Genomic DNA, 17059 nt, shown 5'->3' on the forward strand with positions numbered 1-17059 from the left:
CGTTGCCGTCCCTCCAACAATCGAGTCGCGCCCTGCCGGACCGAATCGAGATCTCCCCGTCTCCGCAAGGCACGGTAGTCCCAGATATACCCACAAGTCACCGGGGGTGGCCGGTCGGCTCCGCAAACGAGCACCGCCCGCCGAACCTGACTTGCGCAGGTGGCGGGCGGTGTGCCGGAAATTACGGCCGCTGCGGCCGATTTTCGGCCGCGCCCCGGCCGGGGCCGATCACGAGCTCACAGTCCAGCGTACGAGTGAAGCCCCGCGACGACGATGTTGATGAAGAACAGGTTGAAGATCATGACGGCCAGACCCAGGATGTTGATCCACGCCGACCGGACGCCCCGCCAGCCGGCCGTGGCCCGGGCGTGCAGGTACGCGGCGTAGACGACCCACGCGATGAACGAGCAGGTCTCCTTCGGGTCCCAGCCCCAGAACCGGCCCCAGGCGGCCTCGGCCCAGATCGCACCCGCGACGATCGCGAACGTCCAGACCGGGAAGATGATCACCGTGGCGCGGTAGGCCATCCGGTCCAGCGCCTGGCTCGTCGGCAGCCGGGAGCCGAACTTGGCCAGCTTCAGCGGGTTGTTCTCGTACCGGGACCGCAGCAGGTACAGCACGCTGGCCACACCGGCGAAGAGCAGGACGCCGCTGGAGACGATCGCCGCCGCGACGTGGATCACGATCCAGTACGACTGCAGCGCCGGCTGCAGCGGCGCGGCCTGGGCGTAGAGCACGGTGCCGGACAGGAACAGCAGCAGGATGACCGGCAGCATCAGGAAACCGCCGAGCCCGCGCAGCTGCGTCGGGGTGGCTTCGCGCCGCTCCGCGCGCAGCTGCCGGAACAGCACGATGATCCAGGCGACCACTGCCGCCAGGCAGATCGCCGAGCCGAACTCGTACATGTTGCCCCACGGCACCCGGCCGGTGGAGAAACCGCGCAACAGGAGGGAGGCCGCATGCACCAAAGCGCCGAGCACCGTCATGGCGACGGCCATACCGCCGAGCCGCTCGCTCAGCGGGCGCTTCGCCGGCGTCTCGACGTGCCCGATCGTCGGCGTCGCGGTGGCGCCGCCACCGGCGTTGACCAGCGCCGACTCCTTCTTGCGGGAGGCCTCCCCGGTCCTGCCGTAGGCGAATTCCGCGAAATACAGCAACATCGCGGCGATGTAGACGACCACGGATGTGGCGTACGCCATGTCGCTGTAGGTCGACAGCGTCTGATTGACCGGCATCAGTTCTTCCTTTCGCGCGCGGGCCCAGCGACCGCGCGTGACTCCGGCGAGTGGTCGACGCCCGTGCCGAGGAGATCGGCGGTCAGCCTGGTGAACTCCTCGCCGTAACCGGCCTGGTCGGTGCGGGCGAGTCCGCCGACTTCGACAACGGTACGCGCGGAACCGGGTTCGTCCGGTTCCGGGTTCGGCACGACCCGGACCCACACGCGGCGCCGCTTGATGGTCAGCGAGGTGCCGATGCCGAAGATGATCGCGACGGCGAAGCCGAGCACCCACGGCTGGAACGGGTCGTGCGAGATCTGCAGGTTGGTCCAGCGCTTGACCTCGTCGAAGCGGACCTTGGTGCCGTCGTCGAGCAGGATCTCCTCGCCGGGGCGCAGGTTCTTGCGGGCGACCCGCTCGAGCCTGCCCTGATCCACCATGGACTGGTCGACGCCGAAGATCGACTGGCCGCGGCCGGAGTCGAGGCCGAGGTCGCCGCGCAGCACGTCCACTGCGACGGTCGGGTCCAGCAGGTCCGGGAAGCCGGAGCTCAGCACCTTGCCGTCGAAGGTGGCGGTGGGCGCGAACAGGCCGGTGATCGCTAGCTGCTTCTCGCGCCGCTGCGCGTCGTCCAGCACGCCCGGCGGGTCGAACTTGGTGGCGCCCTGCGAGAGCATCGTCTGGATGGAAACCGGCTGCCACTGGATGATCCCGGTGCGCTGCTGGCCGTCGGGGAACGTCACCGTGAACTGCGGGGCGTATCCATCGCCGGTCAGGTAGACGCGGTCGCCTGCGATGCGCAGCGGGTGGTTGACCTGCAGCAGGTAGGGCTGCCAGGTGTTGGTGTCCAGGTCGCCGTCGGCCTGGTACTGCATGTCGACGCGGTAGCTCTCGACCTGCCCGTTCGGCTGGTACTGCACGTCGAAGTCGTTGACGCGCACGCAGAACGGGTTGAGCTGGGTGCCGTCGACGGTGAGCCCCGCGCGGAAGGAGTCGTAGTTGTAGGTGCCGGCGTTGCAGAACTCGGAGCCGTTGGCCACCACGATGACCTGGCCTTCGTAGCCGTACAGCTTGCCGCCCGCGACGCTGATGAGCATGCCCACCAGGGCGAAGTGGAAGACGAGGTTGCCGATCTCCCGCAGGAAGCCGCGCTCGGCGCTGATCGACCGCCCGCCGTCGGCCTCCTCGCGTTCGACCATGCGCCAGCCGCGCAGCCGCTTGCGGGCGGAGGTCATCGCCTCGTCGACCGAGGCGTCGAGGGTGGCCTTCTCGTAGTGCGGCATCCGGGCGAGGTTGCGCGGCGTCCGGACCGGCTTGCTGCGCCACTGCTTGTAGTACTCCCAGCAGCGCGGCAGCAAGCAGCCGATCAGCGAGATGAACAGCAGCACGTAGGTGGAGGCGAACCAGACCGAGCTGAACACCTCGAACGCACCGAGCTTGTCCAGGATCGGCGCCAGCGTCGGGTAGTCGCTGAAGTAGCGGTCCACTTCGGACTGGTTCAGCGAGCGCTGCGGGATCAGCGCGCCGGGCAACGAGGCGAGCGCGAGCAGGAACAGCAGCACCAACGCGGTGCGCATCGAGGTCAGCCCGCGCCACGTGTTGCGCAGGAACGCCAGGGTGCTTTTGAGGAATCCAGGCATCAGATCAGCGTTTCGAAACCGGCGATCGGCTCACGCAGCACTGCGATCAGCTCTCCCCACAAACCGGTGACGAGCAGGAGGCCCACCACGATCAGCAACACTCCACCCGCGATCTGAATGGCCCGGGCCCGGCGGCGCAGCCACCCGGCGCTCCGGATGGCCCACCGGGCACCAAGCGCGAGCAGCACGAACGGCATCCCCAGGCCCAAGCAGTACGCGGCGACCAGCAGGATCCCGCGGACCGCGGTGCCGGTGGTCGCGTCGGTGGCGATGGCGATCGAGGTCACTCCCGCCAGCGTCGGCCCGAGGCACGGGGTCCAGCCCAGGCCGAACACCGCGCCCAGCAGCGGCGCGCCCCAGATCCCGGCCTTGGGCACCCGGTGGATGCGCAGGTCGCGCTGGAGCGCGGGCACCAATCCGACGAACACCAGGCCCATCGCGATCGTGACCACGCCACCGATCCGCTGCAGCAGCAACTCGTTCGCCAGCAGCGCATCGGACAGGCCGAGCAGCAACAACGTCCCGGACGCGAACACCACGGTGAACCCAGCCACGAAGAGCAGGGCCGCTCCGGCGACCCGCCAACGGCCGCGGCGGCTCTGTTCGGCTTCCGCGACGTCCACCGGCGGGGCGTCGGCGCCGACGACACCGGCCAGATAGGCCAGATATCCGGGCACCAGCGGCACCACGCAGGGCGAGGCGAAGCTGATCGCCCCGGCGAGCGCTGCGATCGCCGCCGCGAACAGCAGCGGTCCGGTCGCGGCGAGCTCGGTGGGGTTCACACCTCGAGGGTAGGAAAGTCAAGAGGGCGATCTACCACCGGGCTCGGTGAACCGGCCCACATCTTTCCTGGTGAACGCATTCCGCAGGCACGACAAGAACCCACCAGGGCCTAAAGTCCCGCGTTTTCGGGACCAGCGAATCCGATCGGAGGTGAGCATCACAGCACCGGCGCGCGCCCACTTTCCCGAGGCCGGGCACGAACGCGCGCCGATGCCCGCAGAGCTGCGGGGAACGTCAGCCCTGTTCGGCGGCGACCTTCTGGACTTCGGGGAGCAGCTCGCTCTCCAGCATCTCGGTCAGGAAGACCGCCGCGACCCGGTGCTGCCGGTCGAGCACGATCGTGGCCGGCACGGTGCTGCGCGGGAACTGCCGCAGCGTCAGGAGCGTGCGGCCCGCCGGGTCGAAGATCGACGGGTAGGTCAGGCCCCGGTCGCGGTGGAAGTCCGCGGCGGCCGACTGGCTGTCCCGCACGTTGATGCCGAGCACCTGGACGCCCTGGGCGGCGGTCTTGTCCTGCACCGCCTGCAGGTCATCGGCCTCGGACCGGCACGGTCCGCACCACGAGCCCCAGATGTTCAGGACCACGACCTGGCCCTTGAAGTCGTCCAGCCCGATCTGCTTGCCCGGCTCCAGGAGGTTGTCACCGGCCATCCCACTGACCCGGCCGCGCTGTTCCGGCGGGTAGAAGATGCGGGTCTGCCCGCCGGGCGAGACGAAGGTGAACTCACCGCCGCCGCCCTTCGACACCGCGTCGTCGCCCTGGGTCGCGCAGCCTGCGACCAGCGCCAACGCCGCCGCGACCAGTCCGAACCGCACCAACAGTCGTTTCATGCCCCTGTCACCTTCGGATCGGTCTCCCCGGCCGGTTCGACATAAGCGATCCGCACCAGTTCCTCGCCGCGGAACACCAGGCTCGTCAGCGAGGCCAGCGAGCACTGCCGCCGCCGCGGGTCGTGCCACATCGGCTTGCCCTCCAGGAACCGGCGCAGCGTCCAGATCGGCAGCTGGTGCGAAACGCACACCGCCTCGTGGCCGGCCGCCGCCGACCGGGCCCGGTGCGCTGCGCCGAGCATGCGGTGCGCGATCTCCAGGTACGGCTCGCCCCACGACGGCCGCAGCGGGTTCCAGAGCTTCGGCCAGTGCTTCGGCGACCGCAGCGCGCCGTCTCCGACGGAGACCTTCAGGCCTTCGAAGCGGTTGTCGGCTTCGATGAGCCGCTCGTCGGTCGCCACGTCAAGCTGGAACGTCGCGCCGATCGGCATGGCCGTCTGCTGCGCGCGCTGCAACGGCGAAGCGACGACGTGGGCGACGTCGCGCCCGGCCAGGAACTCCGCGACGACCTTCGCCTGCTGCTCGCCCCGGTCCGACAGCCGGTATCCCGGCAGCCGCCCGTACAGGACGCCGTCCGGGTTGTGCACCTCGCCGTGGCGCAGGAAGTGCACCACCGTCTTCTCGCCGGTCATGCGTCCGACCCCGGTGCGGTGGCCGCGGCGGCGGCGCGCGCCGCGTGCGGCAGCGCTTCGGCGATCGCTTCGAATGCCGCTTCGTCCATCGCCGCGTTGACGAACCAGGACTCGAAGGCGCTCGGCGGCGGGTAAACGCCGCGCCTGAGCAGTTCGTGGAAGAACGCGGGGAACCGCCAGACCTGCTGGGCCTGCGCCTGCTCGTAGTTGTGCACCGGCGTCTCGCTGAAGAAGACGCTGACCATGTTCGCCGCGAAGGCGATCTGGTGCGGCACGCCCTCGGCCGTCAGCGCCGCGCCGAGCAGGTCGCCGAGCCGCTTGCTGTTGCGGTCCAGCGCCGCGTAGACCGCGGCGTCGGCGGCGCGCAGGTTGGCCAGCCCGGCGGCGACCGCGACGGGGTTCCCGGACAGCGTGCCCGCCTGGTAGACCGGCCCGGACGGGGCGAGGCGGGCCATGATGTCGGCGCGACCGCCGAAGGCCGCCGCGGGCAGCCCGCCGGACATCACCTTGCCGAACGTGTAGAGGTCGCCGGCGACGCCGTCGATGCCGAACCAGCCGGCCGCGGAGACCCGGAAACCGGTCATGACCTCGTCCATGATCAGCAGCGCCCCGGCGGCGCTGGTGATCTCCCGCAGCCCGGCGTTGAAACCGGGCAGCGGCGCGACCGCGCCCATGTTGCCCGCCGCGGCCTCGGTGATCACGCAGGCGATCTCGTCGCCCTGCTCGGCGAAGACCTGCCGCACGGCGTCGAGGTCGTTGTAGGGCAGCACGATGGTGTCCGCCGCCTGCGCACCGGTGACGCCCGGCGAGGTCGGCAGGCCCAGCGTGGCGACCCCGGAGCCGGCGCTGGCCAGCAGCGCGTCGACGTGGCCGTGGTAGCAGCCGGCGAACTTGACGATCTTCTGCCGGCCGGTGAACCCGCGGGCCAGCCGCACGGCGCTCATCGTCGCCTCGGTGCCCGAGTTGACCAGCCGGACCTGCTCGACCGGCTCGACGCGGTCGATGATCTCCTGCGCGAGGTCGATCTCACCGGCGCCCGGGGTGCCGAAGGAAAGGCCGTGCGAAGCGGCCTCCTGCACCGCCCGGACCACGTCGGGGTGCGCGTGGCCGTTGATCATCGGGCCCCAGGAGGACACCAGGTCCACGTACCGGTTGCCGTCGGCGTCCCACAGGTAGGCGCCTTCGCCGCGGACCATGAAGCGGGGCGTGCCGCCGACCGAGTGGAACGCCCGGACCGGCGAGTTGACGCCGCCCGGCGTCACCTCGAGAGCGCGCTCGAACAGCTGCCGCGACCGCGGAGCCGGATCGTCGTTCGAATTCGATGCGGGGTTCGCAGAAGCTGTCACGTCACCAGTCTGACAGGCGCGGCGAAGTGACCGGTCACACCCCGTTCGACGCCCGGCGGGCTCGCAACGCCAACACCAGCTGGCGGATCGCGTCGAGCAGCAGCAGCCCGGCCAGGGTCGCGGCGCCGACCGCGGCGGCCAGCCAGCTCCCGATCGACCTGGTGACGACGTCGACGGCGCCCTGCGGGCCCGGCAGGTAGATCGTCACCGTCCCCTGCCGCCACGACCACCAGGCTGCGACCAGCAGCCCCACCGCCACGACGAGTTCGATCCCGGCCACGGCGGCCCGCCAGGGCTGGTTCAGCCCGGCCGAGCCGGTCGGCTCATCGGCGTGCTCGGCGGTGTCGTCGCTGAGTCGCGGCCCGTCGGCAGGCCACGGTTCCGGAGTCGTCACGCGAAGAAGCGTCTCATGACCGACCGTGCACACCGCAAACCAGCAGCCCACCGGACGAACCGGCAACGCACGCGGTCACTCCTCCACCAGCCGGGCCAGTGCCGACGACAGCGCTTCGGGATCCTTCGCCCAGGCCAGGACCACTTCGTCGGATTCGAGCCGGAGCGGGACCTCACCCGTTCCCTTCGGGACCGTCCAGCTCCCGCCGAGCACCCGCGCCCCCACCGGCGCGCCCACATCCGTGACCGCCGCGATGCGGCGGACCGCCAGTTCTTCCCGCCCCAGGGCCAGCTCCGCCGGCGTCAGCCGCACCGAAACCAGTCGGCGGCGGCCGTACACCCAGATCGCGGCGGCCGCCGCGAGCGCGCCGCCGACCAGCAGCCAGGCGGCCGCGTTCACCGGGCCCGGCGTCAACGCCTCCACACCGAGCGCGAGCAGCGCGAACACCGGTCCCCACAACACCGGCCACCAGCTGCTGCCGCGTTCCGAGTACAGCACCGGCTCAGCCATGCTCACCCGTCAACCAGTCCGTGCTCGGGCGCCGCCACATGAGCACCGCGGCGGCCGCGCCGAGGATCAGCACGATCACATTCACGCTGAGCACCGCCCCGGTGCCCAACAACATCAGCAGGTGCACGACCGCGAACCCCGACAGCACGCCGCGGGCCCACGCGCGCCGCCGGAACATCAGCGCCCCCAGCACCAGGTAGGCCGCCACCAGCACCGCCGCGATTCCGGTGTTCACCAGGAGCAGTTGCTGCGCGCGGCCGACCGCGTCCGCCGGCGCGGCCTGGCCCTGCTCGACCAAGCGTCCCGCCAGGTCACCGCGCCCGACCCACATCAGCGCCGTCTGTCCCACCAGGACGAGCGCCACCACCCACCACAGGACGACGGCGTAGCGCAGCGGTCGAGGCGAATCCATCAGAACCGGCTCGCCGCCTTGAAGTACCAGTTCGACGGCTTCAGGTAGACCACCGCGGTGAACACGATCATCCCCACCAGGCCGAGCCCGGTCTGGCTGTAGGACAGCGCGAAGAACGAGCCGGGCAGCTGCACCTGGTCCAGGTCGCCGGTCATCGTCATGCTGCCGCCCTGGATCAGGCTGATGACGCCGACCAGCATCCAGATGCCGGCGAGGACCGTGAGCGTGATCCGCGCCCAGTTCTTCCCGGCCCGCATCTTGAAGCCGAAGAGGATCCACAGCCCGGTCAGGATCATGTAGATGATGGTGATGAAGACGAAGAGGAACAGCAGGAACCCGTTCGCGATGGAGGCGAGCTGCCGATCGACGTCCGTGTCGCCGGTGGTGCCGGCGATGGAGTCGTTCACGAAGCCCTGCAGCATCAGGTAGCTCATCACGGACAGGACCGTGGCGACCAGCGGCACGACGACCGAGATCCAGAACGCGATCTCGACGGTGATCGGCCGCTTGAACGCCCCCAGCTCGTGCGCGGGCACCGGCGGTGCCGCGAACGGATTCGACTGCGGGTACTGCGAAAACCCGCCCTGCGGGTATTGCTGCGGAAAACCGCCGGAGGGAGTCCCGCCCTGCGGGTACCCACCTTGTTGCCAAGGATTTTGCGGTGAAGTCACACGGCAAACAGTATGAACAGGGCAGACCCGCTGTCCACTTGGTTGGTCAAACTCACCTGCCCGCCATCAGTTTGATGTAGTCGTTCGACGGCTTCAGGAACACCAGGATCGTGACCAGCACCGGCGTGACGAACGCCAGGAACATCTGGAACATGCCGATGATCGCGACGGCCGAGATCATGGCCATCCCGTACTGGGTGAGGATGACGGTGAAATTGATGATCGAGTACAGGTCGTAGAGCAGCCAGAGCGCAGCCAGCACCACCAACCCGATCCGCGCCCAACCGCGCCCGCGACTCAGCTGCAGCGAGAACACGATCCAGAGGGCCGCGCACACCACCGCGGCGAAGGTGAATCCGCCCTGGAAGACCATGAAGGACCAGGAGCTCAACGCGTACTCGCCGATCTCGACGAGCAGGAGCACCAAGGTCAAGACGCTCAGCACCGCGGACAGCGGCGGGATCACGAGCCCGACGATGCTCGCGAATTTCAAGGTGCCGGGCGCGGGCGGCTTCGCTCCAGACGGCTGCTGCGGGTGTCCGAACCGGGCCTGCTGCGGGTAACCCGGCTGCGGCGCGAACTGCTGCGGATTCGGTCCCTGCTGCCAGGGGTTCTGAGGCGACGTCACCCGCCGACCGTAATACACGCGATCAGCTCGGCGGGTCGACTTCCCGTATACCCGGGTGCCGGACGGCCACGCTCGTGAACAGGGCAGAGCCGCCGTCCGGCCGGGCTCACCTGCCCCGCACGGCCTTGAAGTAGTCGTTCGACGGCTTCAGGAAGACCAGGATGAGGAACAGCACGGTCGTCACGACCACGAGGAACATCTGGAACATGCCGATGATGGCGGACGGCGAGTCGAAGGCCGGCCCGATGTTGCCGCCGGTGATCACGACGAAGTTGATGATCGAGTAGAGGTCGTAGAGCAGCCAGACGGCGGCCAGGACCACCAGCGCGATCCGCGCCCAGCCGCGCCCGCGCCGCATCATCAGCGAGAAGACGATCCAGAGGACGGCGCACACCACCGCGGCGAGAGTGAAGAAGGCGCTGACGGCCAGGGTCGACCAAAGGCTCTTCAAGTACTCGCTGAACATGACGAGCAGCACCACGAAGTTGATGACGCTCAGCACCGCGGACAGCGGCGGCACCACGAGCCCGAGGATGCTCGCGAAGTTCACGGTGCCGGGCAAGCGCGGCTTCCCACCGGGTGCCGAATAGCCCGCCGGTGCCTGCGGATGACCCGCAGGCTGCGGATTCGGGCTCTGCTGCCAGGGGTTCTGAGGCGACGTCACCCGAAAACACTAATACAGCGGACCATTCCGACGTTTCGGAATGCGCTCACCGGTGCCGGCCGTGCTGGAAGTACTGGTTCGACGGTGCGAGGTACGCGAAAACGATGGTCGCCGCCACCGCCAGCAACTGCAGCACGGACAGCAGCGTGGCCAGGACGCTGCCCATGCCGCCGCCACCGACCGACGGGATCGTGAGCAGGATCCACACCGCCCCGACCACCGTGATGACGATCCGGGCCCAGTTCCGCCCGCGCCTCATGAAGAACAGGAACATGATCCACAACGCCGCGATGGCCGCCACGATCACGACCAACATCACCAGCACCGCGTTGTAGATGCTGTGCGCCTGCTCCATCGTGAGCGGCTGGCCCTGCGCGGCGGTCTCGTCCAGCACCAGCTGCAGCTCGGCGTCGGATACCAGCAGGAACGCCGCCGCCAGCATCGCGAAGCCCACCACCACGCTGGCGATCCCCGCCCAGAACGCGTAGTCGATCGTGCTCGGCCGCCACGGCCCGGACAGCTCGTGGCCGGGCACCTGCGGGGCGGTGTGCGGGTCGCGCTCGGGTTCCTGTGGCGGTGTCACCTGCTCAAGGTTAGGAATCGCGACGGCCGCCGTCCAGGCATTATGACCAACCGTTACCTGGCCGCCCCGGTGCGTGACCGAGCCGCCGCTGCCGCACCGCCTGGAAGAACCGGTTCGCTTCCGGGCGGTACATGAACACGATCGCGGCGATCTGGACGACCATCACGACCAGCGAGAACGCGACGTCCGCACCGGTGATCCCAACGCCGGTGAGCTCGCGGATCAGCGCGCCGCCGACCAGCGAGACGGTGAGCACCGTGATCAGCGCGTTGAAGATCCCGAAGCCGCCGAAGACGGTGAGCACGACGCGCCCCCAGTTGCGGCCTTCCAGCATCCGCCGGGACAGCATCAGGTACACCAGCAGGATCAGCGCCTTGAACAGGAACGTGAACATGATCCCGCTGTTGGCCGCGGCCTCCAGATCCTGCTGGGTCAGCGTCGGCTCCAGGTGGCGCAGCTCGGCGATCAGCTTGGGGCGGTCGAGGAGCTGGACGAACGCCTGCACGACGCCGAGCAGCACCGATCCGATCCACAGCCACTTCGCCGTCTGCAGCGCCTGCGGCGCCGATGGCGGCTCTGGCTCCGGTACCGGTCGGCCGAACGCGTCCACCCGCTGCCCCAGGTCCGTCATGCCCGCGCGTCCGGCAGCCAGCGCGCGACTTCGGCCGCCCAGTAGGTCAGGACGATGTCGGCGCCGGCCCGGCGGATCGAGGTCAGCGTTTCCAGCACGGTGCGCTGCCGGTCCAGCCAGCCGTTGGCGACCGCGGCCTCGATCATCGAGTACTCGCCGGACACCTGGTAGGCGGCCACCGGCACGTCGGCCACGCCGGCGATGTCGCGCAGCACGTCCAGGTAGGACATCGCGGGCTTGACCATCACCATGTCGGCGCCCTCGGCGAGGTCGAGGTCGGCCTCGCGCAGCGCCTCCCGGCCGTTGGCCGGGTCCTGCTGGTAGGTCTTGCGGTCGCCCTTGAGCTGCGAGTCCACCGCGTCGCGGAACGGGCCGAAGAAGGCGGAGGCGTACTTCACCGAGTAGGCCAGGATCGAGGTGTCGCCGAAGCCGGTCGCGTCGAGCGAGTCGCGGATCACGCCGACCTGGCCGTCCATCATGCCGCTCGGGGCCACCACGTGCGCCCCGGACTGGGCCTGGACCACGGCCATCTCGCCGTAGATCTGCAGCGTGCGGTCGTTGTCGACGTTGCCGTCCTCGTCCAGCACGCCGCAGTGCCCGTGGTCGGTGAACTCGTCCAGGCACAGGTCGGCCATCAGCACGGTGTCGTCGCCGAGCTCGGAGTGCAAGTCGCGCAGCGCGACGTTGAGGATGCCGTCCGGGTCGACCGCGCCGGAACCTTCGGCGTCGTGCGTGGTCGGCACGCCGTAGAGCATCAGCCCGCCGACACCGGCACTGACGGCGTCGACGGCGGCCTTGCGCAGCGAGTCACGGCTGTGCTGCACGACGCCCGGCATCGACGGGATCGGAACCGGTTCGCTCGCGCCCTCGCGAACGAACATCGGCAGCACCAGGTGACGGGGCTCCACGGAGGTCTCGGAAACCAGTCGGCGCAGCGCGGGGTTGCGACGCAGTCGGCGCGGACGGTGCGAGGGGTACATGACAGCGGCTCCCCAAACAGGCTCGACGGGGTGACACCACGAGCGTAGCGATCCGACAGAACGGACGTCCCGAGGGCTCAGCCTGGCCCGCGATGCTCGTGAGCGTTCAAGCCGGTAAGAACCGGAACCAACGCTCACGAGGTCAACTACGGCTGCTCTTGCGCCATGTGACGGAAAGCTCGGGTGCACGGACCATCGCGCCGTCCTCATGCGAAAAGCACCGGCCCCGATCCCGGTCAAAACCCGGTTCCTCGCGCCTGGTGATTGCTAGCTTCCACACATCTGTTCGACCAGCTGCACAGGAGCAGGACTTGACCACTCGGCCGTCTCGCCTGGTCGCGATACTCGCGGCTCCCGGCGACATCTCCTTCCACGACGCGACAGATCTGCGGCTGCTCGCCGCGATGACCGAGGAGGACCGTGCCGAACTGCGGACGGCCGCCCGGTCCGGCACGGGCTGGGACCGGACGTTCGCCGCCGTGGCTCTCGCCCGCCTTCGGGACGAGGCCGCTGGTGATCTGCTCGCCGACCTGGTGGCCGACCCCGCTTGCTGGGATGACACCGCTGTCGCTCTCCGGATCGGCGCGGACGAGTCCGGTTTGGCGGCGCTCACCGAGCACGAAGATCTGCTCGGCCCGTGGCTGCTGAAAATGCTGGGCTCCGACGACGAGGCGTTGCACCGCAGCGCCGCCGCCACGCTCGGCATCCTCCGCATCGCGGCAGCCGGGCCACGGCTGCTGCGGCTGGCGCAGTCGGCGATCGATGAACTGCCGAGCGACGATGAACGCACTTCGACCGCTTGGTTGCTCCTGAACGCCGCCGCCGAAACCTGGCCCAGCCGCGAGGTGGCCGACCAGGTGCGCCGGTGGCTGGACCTGCCGATCGACCACGCGCAGTGGCCTGCGGATGCGCTGACGACGATAGCCGCGAGAGCCGAGCCGGGAGCTTATGAATGGGCGCTGGAGCGGTGCGCGGACCGGCTCATGAACGGGTACACCCGGTACACAGTGGATGCTTTGACCAGCCGCGGCCGGGAAAGCCTGCCGCTGCTGGAGAAAGTAGCGCTGGAATCGCCGCACCAGGAAGCGGCGGCCATGGCCCTGCAGGCCATCGCGGTGCTGGACCTCGCTCTCGCCGAACGCCACGCCCGGGAGCAGTGGCAGCGGTTCCCGGAAGACGCGATCGAGGTGCTCAGCGAGCGCTACCGCGGAACGGCCGATCCCGAAGTCGCCGAACTGGTGGTACGGATCGTCACGAAGGCGGCGCGGCGATCCCCGTGGGAGTTCTGCGATGCGCTGGTCCGCATCGGCGGGCCCATCGCGATGGCGGCCGCCACCCGGGCCGTCGAGAAGCTCGCCGAACGCGACCAGTACGACGAAGATTTGCCCCGCCTCCGAAGCCTGGTCATGAACGCCGCGTCGGCCCGCGACCTCGCGGCAGAGCTGACCGGTCTCGGCCTGGTGCCGGAATGGGCTGCGGAGGCCGCGGACGAGCTGGCCCCCGATCCGGTGTCCCCGTACGACCTGCTGCTGGCGGTGTTCGAGCGGGCGGGCCGTTCGGTCGAATTCGAGGTGGATTCCGGGTTCTACCCGCCGGGCTACGCCGACCTCCTGGCCGAGTTCGTCGAGGCCTCCGGCGGCGCCGTCGAGGCCTCCGACGTCGAGATGGTCGTCCTCGATGCCGACGGCGACACCGCCGAGATCGACGACATCGAGGAAGAGGAGATCGAGGGGTTCCGCTTCTCCTTCACCCACCGCGGTTCGTCGCACTCCTGGGAGACCGAGGACAACGGCGACTACCTCGACATCGAGGTGACCGCCGGGATGGCCCACGCCCTGCGCCCCGCCGACCCGAGCGACCCGCGCCGGTTCGTCGAGGTCGGGAACGAATCGACCACGTACCTCTTCGCCGACCCCGCGAAGCTGACCGAGTTCTGCAAGCGCAACGGCATCGACGAGGTCTTCAGGGGCGAGTGAGTTCCTGCAGGCCGTCCGCGAGGCAGCCGCGCCAGCAGATGAACTCGTGCCCGCCCACGTACTCGGTCAGCGACGCGCGCTGACCGTGCGCCACGCAGTGCCCGTGCAGTTCGCGGGTGTCGTCGGCCATGCTCCGCTCGTAACGACCGAGAGGTGCAGCCGGAGATCGCACGGCTCGTCGGCGTAGGCCCGGATGATCTCGGGCGCCTTCCACAGCGACGGCGACTGGCTGAGCACCTTGCCGAATCGCTGCGGATGCCGGTGCGCCGTCATCAGGACCGTGATCCCGCCGAAGCTCTGACCGGCGATGATCGACCGGTCCGGCTGTGCCGCCGCGCCGAACTCGTGCTCGGCCCGGGGCATCAGCTCCAGCGCCAAGAAGTCCTGGAACCCCGGGTCTCCGCCCAAGGCTGGATCCTGGCGCATTCGGCGTTGCTGGCGCCCGTCCTGCTGCTCGGCTCGGACGTGCTGGCTCGGGTCGTGCTCGGCGAGCGCACCGAGCTGCCGGTGGGCCTGATGACCGCGCTGATCGGCGCTCCGGTGTTCATCGCGCTGGTGCGGCGCAGGAAGGTGGCGAAGCTGTGACATCAGTGCTGCGGGTCGGGCGGGTCTCGATCCGCCTCGGGTGGCGTGCGATCACGGTCAACGCCCTGCTGGCGCTCGCCGCGGCGGCGGTGGGGTTCGCTGCCACGCCCGGTCCGGGCGGAGCCTGGCCTGCGCCCACGGGATGTCATATGTGTCCGCTGTGGACGGTGTGCGGCAGCCCTGATTCGCCGTCAGGGTCTGGGTGATCGGCGGCAGCTCGGGCGCGGCGAACGCAGCGGGTGCCACGAGCGCCGACACCGCGCAGAACACCGCCGTCCACTTGGCACGAGATCGCACGCTCCCGAAGCTATGCACTGCCGCGAGCATTCGGCAGGTCTCGGAAAGGGGACCCGGCCCCGGCGGGGAAACCCCGCACCAACCGGGGCGCGGGTAACGACGCGCTCACAAGTTCGTGAGGGACCTCCCGGAAATTCGCCAATCGGCTTGCCGTCCCGGCCGCAGTTGATATTGACTCCGCAATGGACCAATGTGAACAAGAGCCCGCGCGGATCGGAAGCGGCGGGGCGCTGCGGTGGAGTCGGCGACGGGAAAGCGGCGAGACCGCTTCCGCGCACCCCCCCCCCCCCCCCCCGATCGGCACCGCCGCGGGTTCGCGGCGCCCATCCCTCCGGGGTCGAGGCGGCCGCTGATATCCCGCTACGCAAGCCGATCTGCGCGCTCTCCAGGATTCGGAGGATTGCCGTGTTACGAGTACTGCGGCCCAAAGTGATCGCCGGGGTCGTCGCCGCTGCCGCCGCCGTCGGAGTGGGCGTGGCGGTGTCCGTGCCCGCTGGTGCGGTGGCCAACGCCCGGGACGCCGAGGACGGCGCCTTCCCGTTCGCCGTGAAGTTCCTGATGACCGACATCCCCAAGCCCGACGGCAGCAAGTACGACAGCGCCTGCTCGGGCGCGCTGATCGATCCGCAGTGGGTGATCACCGCCGGGCACTGCTTCCACGACGTCGACCGCAAGCCGGTCAGCGGCCCCACCCCGTACCCGACGACCGCGATCGTGGGGCGCACCGACGACGCCGACGAGGACGAGGGCCACGAGGTGGAGGTGGTGGAGGTCCGGCAGTCGCCCGTGAACGACGTCGCGGTCGTCCGTCTCGCCGAGCCGATCGACGACGTGCGGCCCCTGGCCCTGCGCTCGACGCCGCCCCGTCCCGGGGAAACCCTGGTGCTGGCCGGCTGGGGCCAGGAATCCGCCGACGCGACCGAGCCCGCCACCCACCTGCAGGTCGGCAAGGTCCAGGTGCACGACGTGCAGGACGCCATCACGACCGTCACCGGCAGCTGGCCGAGCCCCGACACCAGCGCCTGCCCCACCGACTCCGGGGCGCCCTACTTCGAGAACCGCGGCGCCGGTGCGGACGCGCTGGTGTCGGTCGAGAGCGGCGGGCCGGACTGCCCGCACGCCCAGCCGGAGACCACGTCCAGAGTGGACGTCATCGCCGACTGGATCCAGGAGCAGATCGACTAGCGCCGCGCCCAGCAAGCCCCGCCAGCGTGAGCGCAGGGACGACAATTTCTCGGGAAATGTGCGTTCACCCGGGTGATAGTCAATTTCCCGCGAAATTGTCGGTTCCCGAAGAAGACCCAGTCCGCTGTCGAGCTTGTCCAGCTGTTCCAGGCTGACCACCGGGGTCCGGTTGGACACCTTCTCCCGCTGCGCGGCCGGCCGGTCCAGCCCGATGCCGCGCACGACCTCGTTGGCGTGCCCGCCCGAACCCACGATGCGCGGGCCTTCGCCGTCCCAGCGCACGATGCCGGCCGTCTGTCCACTGTGGCCTGCGAACTCATCGCGGGCGCGGGCCACGGCCGCGTCGTGGTCGGCGATCACGCGCTGCGCGTCTGCGGAGCGGTCGACCACATCGGCGAAGGCGGTGAACGCGCTCCGCCAGTCCGCGCCCGCGTCGCTGACGTACGCCGTCGGCGCGATGCCAGCCAACGCGTCCAGCTGGTTCTTCGAGCCGACGGTGTAGTCCACCAGGATCAGGTCCGGCCGGGCCGCGACGATCGCGCCCAGATCGGGCTCGGCGGTGGAGGCGACGACCTTCGCGTCCCCGCTTTTCCCGGCCAGGTAGGGCGCGACGCCCTGCTGCCCCCGCGCGGAGGCGACGCCGACCGGCTTGAAGCCGAGGGCGAGCGCGCCTTCCAGGGTGGGCTCGCTCGACGTCACGATCCGGGCCGGCTGGACCGGGACGGCGACCTGGCACCCCTTGACGTCGGTGTTGGTGCGGGCCGGCCCGGCATCGTCGGGCCGCGGACCGGCGCAACCGCCGATCACCGCGGCGATCCCGGCCACCAGGACGACCACCACCAGTCACACGAGCGTGCTGCAGCGCGAGCGCATCGACTTCCCCTCATCCGATGAACTTAGGCAAGCCTAATCTTGGGCTGCGATCGCACCGGGCGATCTCGGCCCCGAACCGCTGCCCCGGACTTCCGCTCCGCTGGCGACGAGACGTGAGTGTTTTGGGTCGCTATAGAGGCTGTTTTGGATGTCGTGGTGTGAGGTGTGGTAGCGCGGGGTTTTGTCTTTGAAGCGGCGCAGCCGCTTAGTAGGGCTTTGTT

Annotated in this window: 21 protein-coding genes and 1 pseudogene; 3 read left to right on the forward strand and 19 right to left on the reverse strand. The window is 69.6% G+C overall.

Going from position 1 to position 17059, the window contains the following annotated elements:
• Positions 1-236: 236 nt before the first annotated feature.
• The 15 genes from ccsB to hemB all read right to left on the reverse strand — a co-directional run bounded on the left by ccsB (position 237) and on the right by hemB (position 11922).
• Positions 237-1235 carry a c-type cytochrome biogenesis protein CcsB gene (ccsB, locus tag AB0I53_RS39065; RefSeq protein WP_358614085.1) on the reverse strand — a complete coding sequence of 333 codons (999 nt, stop codon included), beginning with the start codon at positions 1233-1235 and terminating at the stop codon, positions 237-239.
• Positions 1235-2857, reverse strand: coding sequence for a cytochrome c biogenesis protein ResB (locus tag AB0I53_RS39070; protein WP_358614086.1), 1623 nt, complete (start codon positions 2855-2857; stop codon positions 1235-1237). Before AB0I53_RS39070 ends, ccsB begins: the two co-directional genes overlap by 1 nt.
• Entirely contained in the window at positions 2857-3639 is a 783-nt protein-coding gene (locus AB0I53_RS39075) for a cytochrome c biogenesis CcdA family protein (RefSeq protein WP_358614087.1), read from the reverse strand. The genes AB0I53_RS39070 and AB0I53_RS39075 overlap by 1 nt, the downstream gene beginning before the upstream one ends.
• 235 nt (positions 3640-3874) lie before the next feature.
• Positions 3875-4471 (reverse strand): TlpA disulfide reductase family protein, encoded by a 597-nt coding sequence (locus AB0I53_RS39080; RefSeq protein WP_358614088.1) that lies wholly within the window; start codon positions 4469-4471, stop codon positions 3875-3877.
• A complete protein-coding gene (locus tag AB0I53_RS39085) occupies positions 4468-5103 on the reverse strand; it encodes a histidine phosphatase family protein (RefSeq protein WP_358614089.1) in 636 nt (211 codons plus the stop codon). The genes AB0I53_RS39080 and AB0I53_RS39085 overlap by 4 nt, the downstream gene beginning before the upstream one ends.
• Positions 5100-6386 (reverse strand): glutamate-1-semialdehyde 2,1-aminomutase, encoded by a 1287-nt coding sequence (gene hemL, locus AB0I53_RS39090; RefSeq protein ID WP_358614104.1) that lies wholly within the window; start codon positions 6384-6386, stop codon positions 5100-5102. Before hemL ends, AB0I53_RS39085 begins: the two co-directional genes overlap by 4 nt.
• Before the next feature lie 97 nt (positions 6387-6483).
• Positions 6484-6843: a hypothetical protein gene (locus AB0I53_RS39095; protein ID WP_358614090.1), complete on the reverse strand. Its 360-nt coding sequence runs from the start codon at positions 6841-6843 to the stop codon at positions 6484-6486.
• Positions 6844-6918: 75 nt separating this feature from the next.
• Positions 6919-7353 carry a hypothetical protein gene (locus AB0I53_RS39100; RefSeq protein WP_358614091.1) on the reverse strand — a complete coding sequence of 145 codons (435 nt, stop codon included), beginning with the start codon at positions 7351-7353 and terminating at the stop codon, positions 6919-6921.
• Positions 7346-7765, reverse strand: coding sequence for a hypothetical protein (locus AB0I53_RS39105; protein ID WP_358614092.1), 420 nt, complete (start codon positions 7763-7765; stop codon positions 7346-7348). Before AB0I53_RS39105 ends, AB0I53_RS39100 begins: the two co-directional genes overlap by 8 nt.
• A complete protein-coding gene (locus AB0I53_RS39110) occupies positions 7765-8436 on the reverse strand; it encodes a proline-rich domain-containing protein (protein WP_358614093.1) in 672 nt (223 codons plus the stop codon). Before AB0I53_RS39110 ends, AB0I53_RS39105 begins: the two co-directional genes overlap by 1 nt.
• Before the next feature lie 52 nt (positions 8437-8488).
• Positions 8489-9064: a proline-rich domain-containing protein gene (locus AB0I53_RS39115; RefSeq protein ID WP_358614094.1), complete on the reverse strand. Its 576-nt coding sequence runs from the start codon at positions 9062-9064 to the stop codon at positions 8489-8491.
• 106 nt (positions 9065-9170) lie between these two features.
• Positions 9171-9728: a hypothetical protein gene (locus AB0I53_RS39120; RefSeq protein WP_358614095.1), complete on the reverse strand. Its 558-nt coding sequence runs from the start codon at positions 9726-9728 to the stop codon at positions 9171-9173.
• Between the two features lie 46 nt (positions 9729-9774).
• Entirely contained in the window at positions 9775-10311 is a 537-nt protein-coding gene (locus AB0I53_RS39125; protein WP_358614096.1) for a hypothetical protein, read from the reverse strand.
• A gap of 40 nt (positions 10312-10351) precedes the next feature.
• Positions 10352-10942, reverse strand: a complete 591-nt coding sequence (locus AB0I53_RS39130) for a hypothetical protein (RefSeq protein ID WP_358614097.1) — start codon at positions 10940-10942, stop codon at positions 10352-10354.
• Entirely contained in the window at positions 10939-11922 is a 984-nt protein-coding gene (gene hemB, locus AB0I53_RS39135; RefSeq protein ID WP_358614098.1) for a porphobilinogen synthase, read from the reverse strand. Before hemB ends, AB0I53_RS39130 begins: the two co-directional genes overlap by 4 nt.
• 311 nt (positions 11923-12233) lie before the next feature.
• Here hemB and AB0I53_RS39140 point away from each other — a divergent pair, with 311 nt between their 5' ends.
• On the forward strand, positions 12234-13898 hold the full coding sequence (locus AB0I53_RS39140; RefSeq protein WP_358614099.1) for a hypothetical protein: 1665 nt from the start codon (positions 12234-12236) through the stop codon (positions 13896-13898).
• Here AB0I53_RS39140 and AB0I53_RS39145 read toward each other — a convergent pair.
• Both AB0I53_RS39145 and AB0I53_RS39150 read right to left on the reverse strand, forming a co-directional pair.
• Positions 13885-14028 carry a hypothetical protein gene (locus AB0I53_RS39145; protein WP_358614105.1) on the reverse strand — a complete coding sequence of 48 codons (144 nt, stop codon included), beginning with the start codon at positions 14026-14028 and terminating at the stop codon, positions 13885-13887. The genes AB0I53_RS39140 and AB0I53_RS39145 overlap by 14 nt on opposite strands.
• Complete coding sequence (locus AB0I53_RS39150; protein WP_358614100.1) at positions 13965-14324, reverse strand: alpha/beta hydrolase-fold protein; 360 nt, start codon at positions 14322-14324, stop codon at positions 13965-13967. Before AB0I53_RS39150 ends, AB0I53_RS39145 begins: the two co-directional genes overlap by 64 nt.
• Here AB0I53_RS39150 and AB0I53_RS39155 point away from each other — a divergent pair.
• Positions 14244-14483, forward strand: a complete 240-nt coding sequence (locus tag AB0I53_RS39155) for an iron chelate uptake ABC transporter family permease subunit (RefSeq protein WP_358614101.1) — start codon at positions 14244-14246, stop codon at positions 14481-14483. The genes AB0I53_RS39150 and AB0I53_RS39155 overlap by 81 nt on opposite strands.
• A gap of 57 nt (positions 14484-14540) precedes the next feature.
• Here the strand turns inward: AB0I53_RS39155 and AB0I53_RS39160 are convergent, their stop codons facing one another.
• Positions 14541-14780 carry a hypothetical protein gene (locus tag AB0I53_RS39160; protein ID WP_358614102.1) on the reverse strand — a complete coding sequence of 80 codons (240 nt, stop codon included), beginning with the start codon at positions 14778-14780 and terminating at the stop codon, positions 14541-14543.
• A gap of 405 nt (positions 14781-15185) precedes the next feature.
• Here AB0I53_RS39160 and AB0I53_RS39165 point away from each other — a divergent pair, with 405 nt between their 5' ends.
• On the forward strand, positions 15186-15965 hold the full coding sequence (locus AB0I53_RS39165; RefSeq protein WP_358614103.1) for a trypsin-like serine protease: 780 nt from the start codon (positions 15186-15188) through the stop codon (positions 15963-15965).
• A gap of 195 nt (positions 15966-16160) precedes the next feature.
• Here AB0I53_RS39165 and AB0I53_RS39170 read toward each other — a convergent pair.
• Positions 16161-16805: pseudogene (locus AB0I53_RS39170) on the reverse strand (ABC transporter substrate-binding protein); the annotation flags it as partial.
• Positions 16806-17059 lie beyond the last annotated feature (254 nt).

It is taken from the genome of Saccharopolyspora sp. NPDC050389 (genome assembly GCF_040655595.1).
GTDB lineage: Bacteria > Actinomycetota > Actinomycetes > Mycobacteriales > Pseudonocardiaceae > Saccharopolyspora.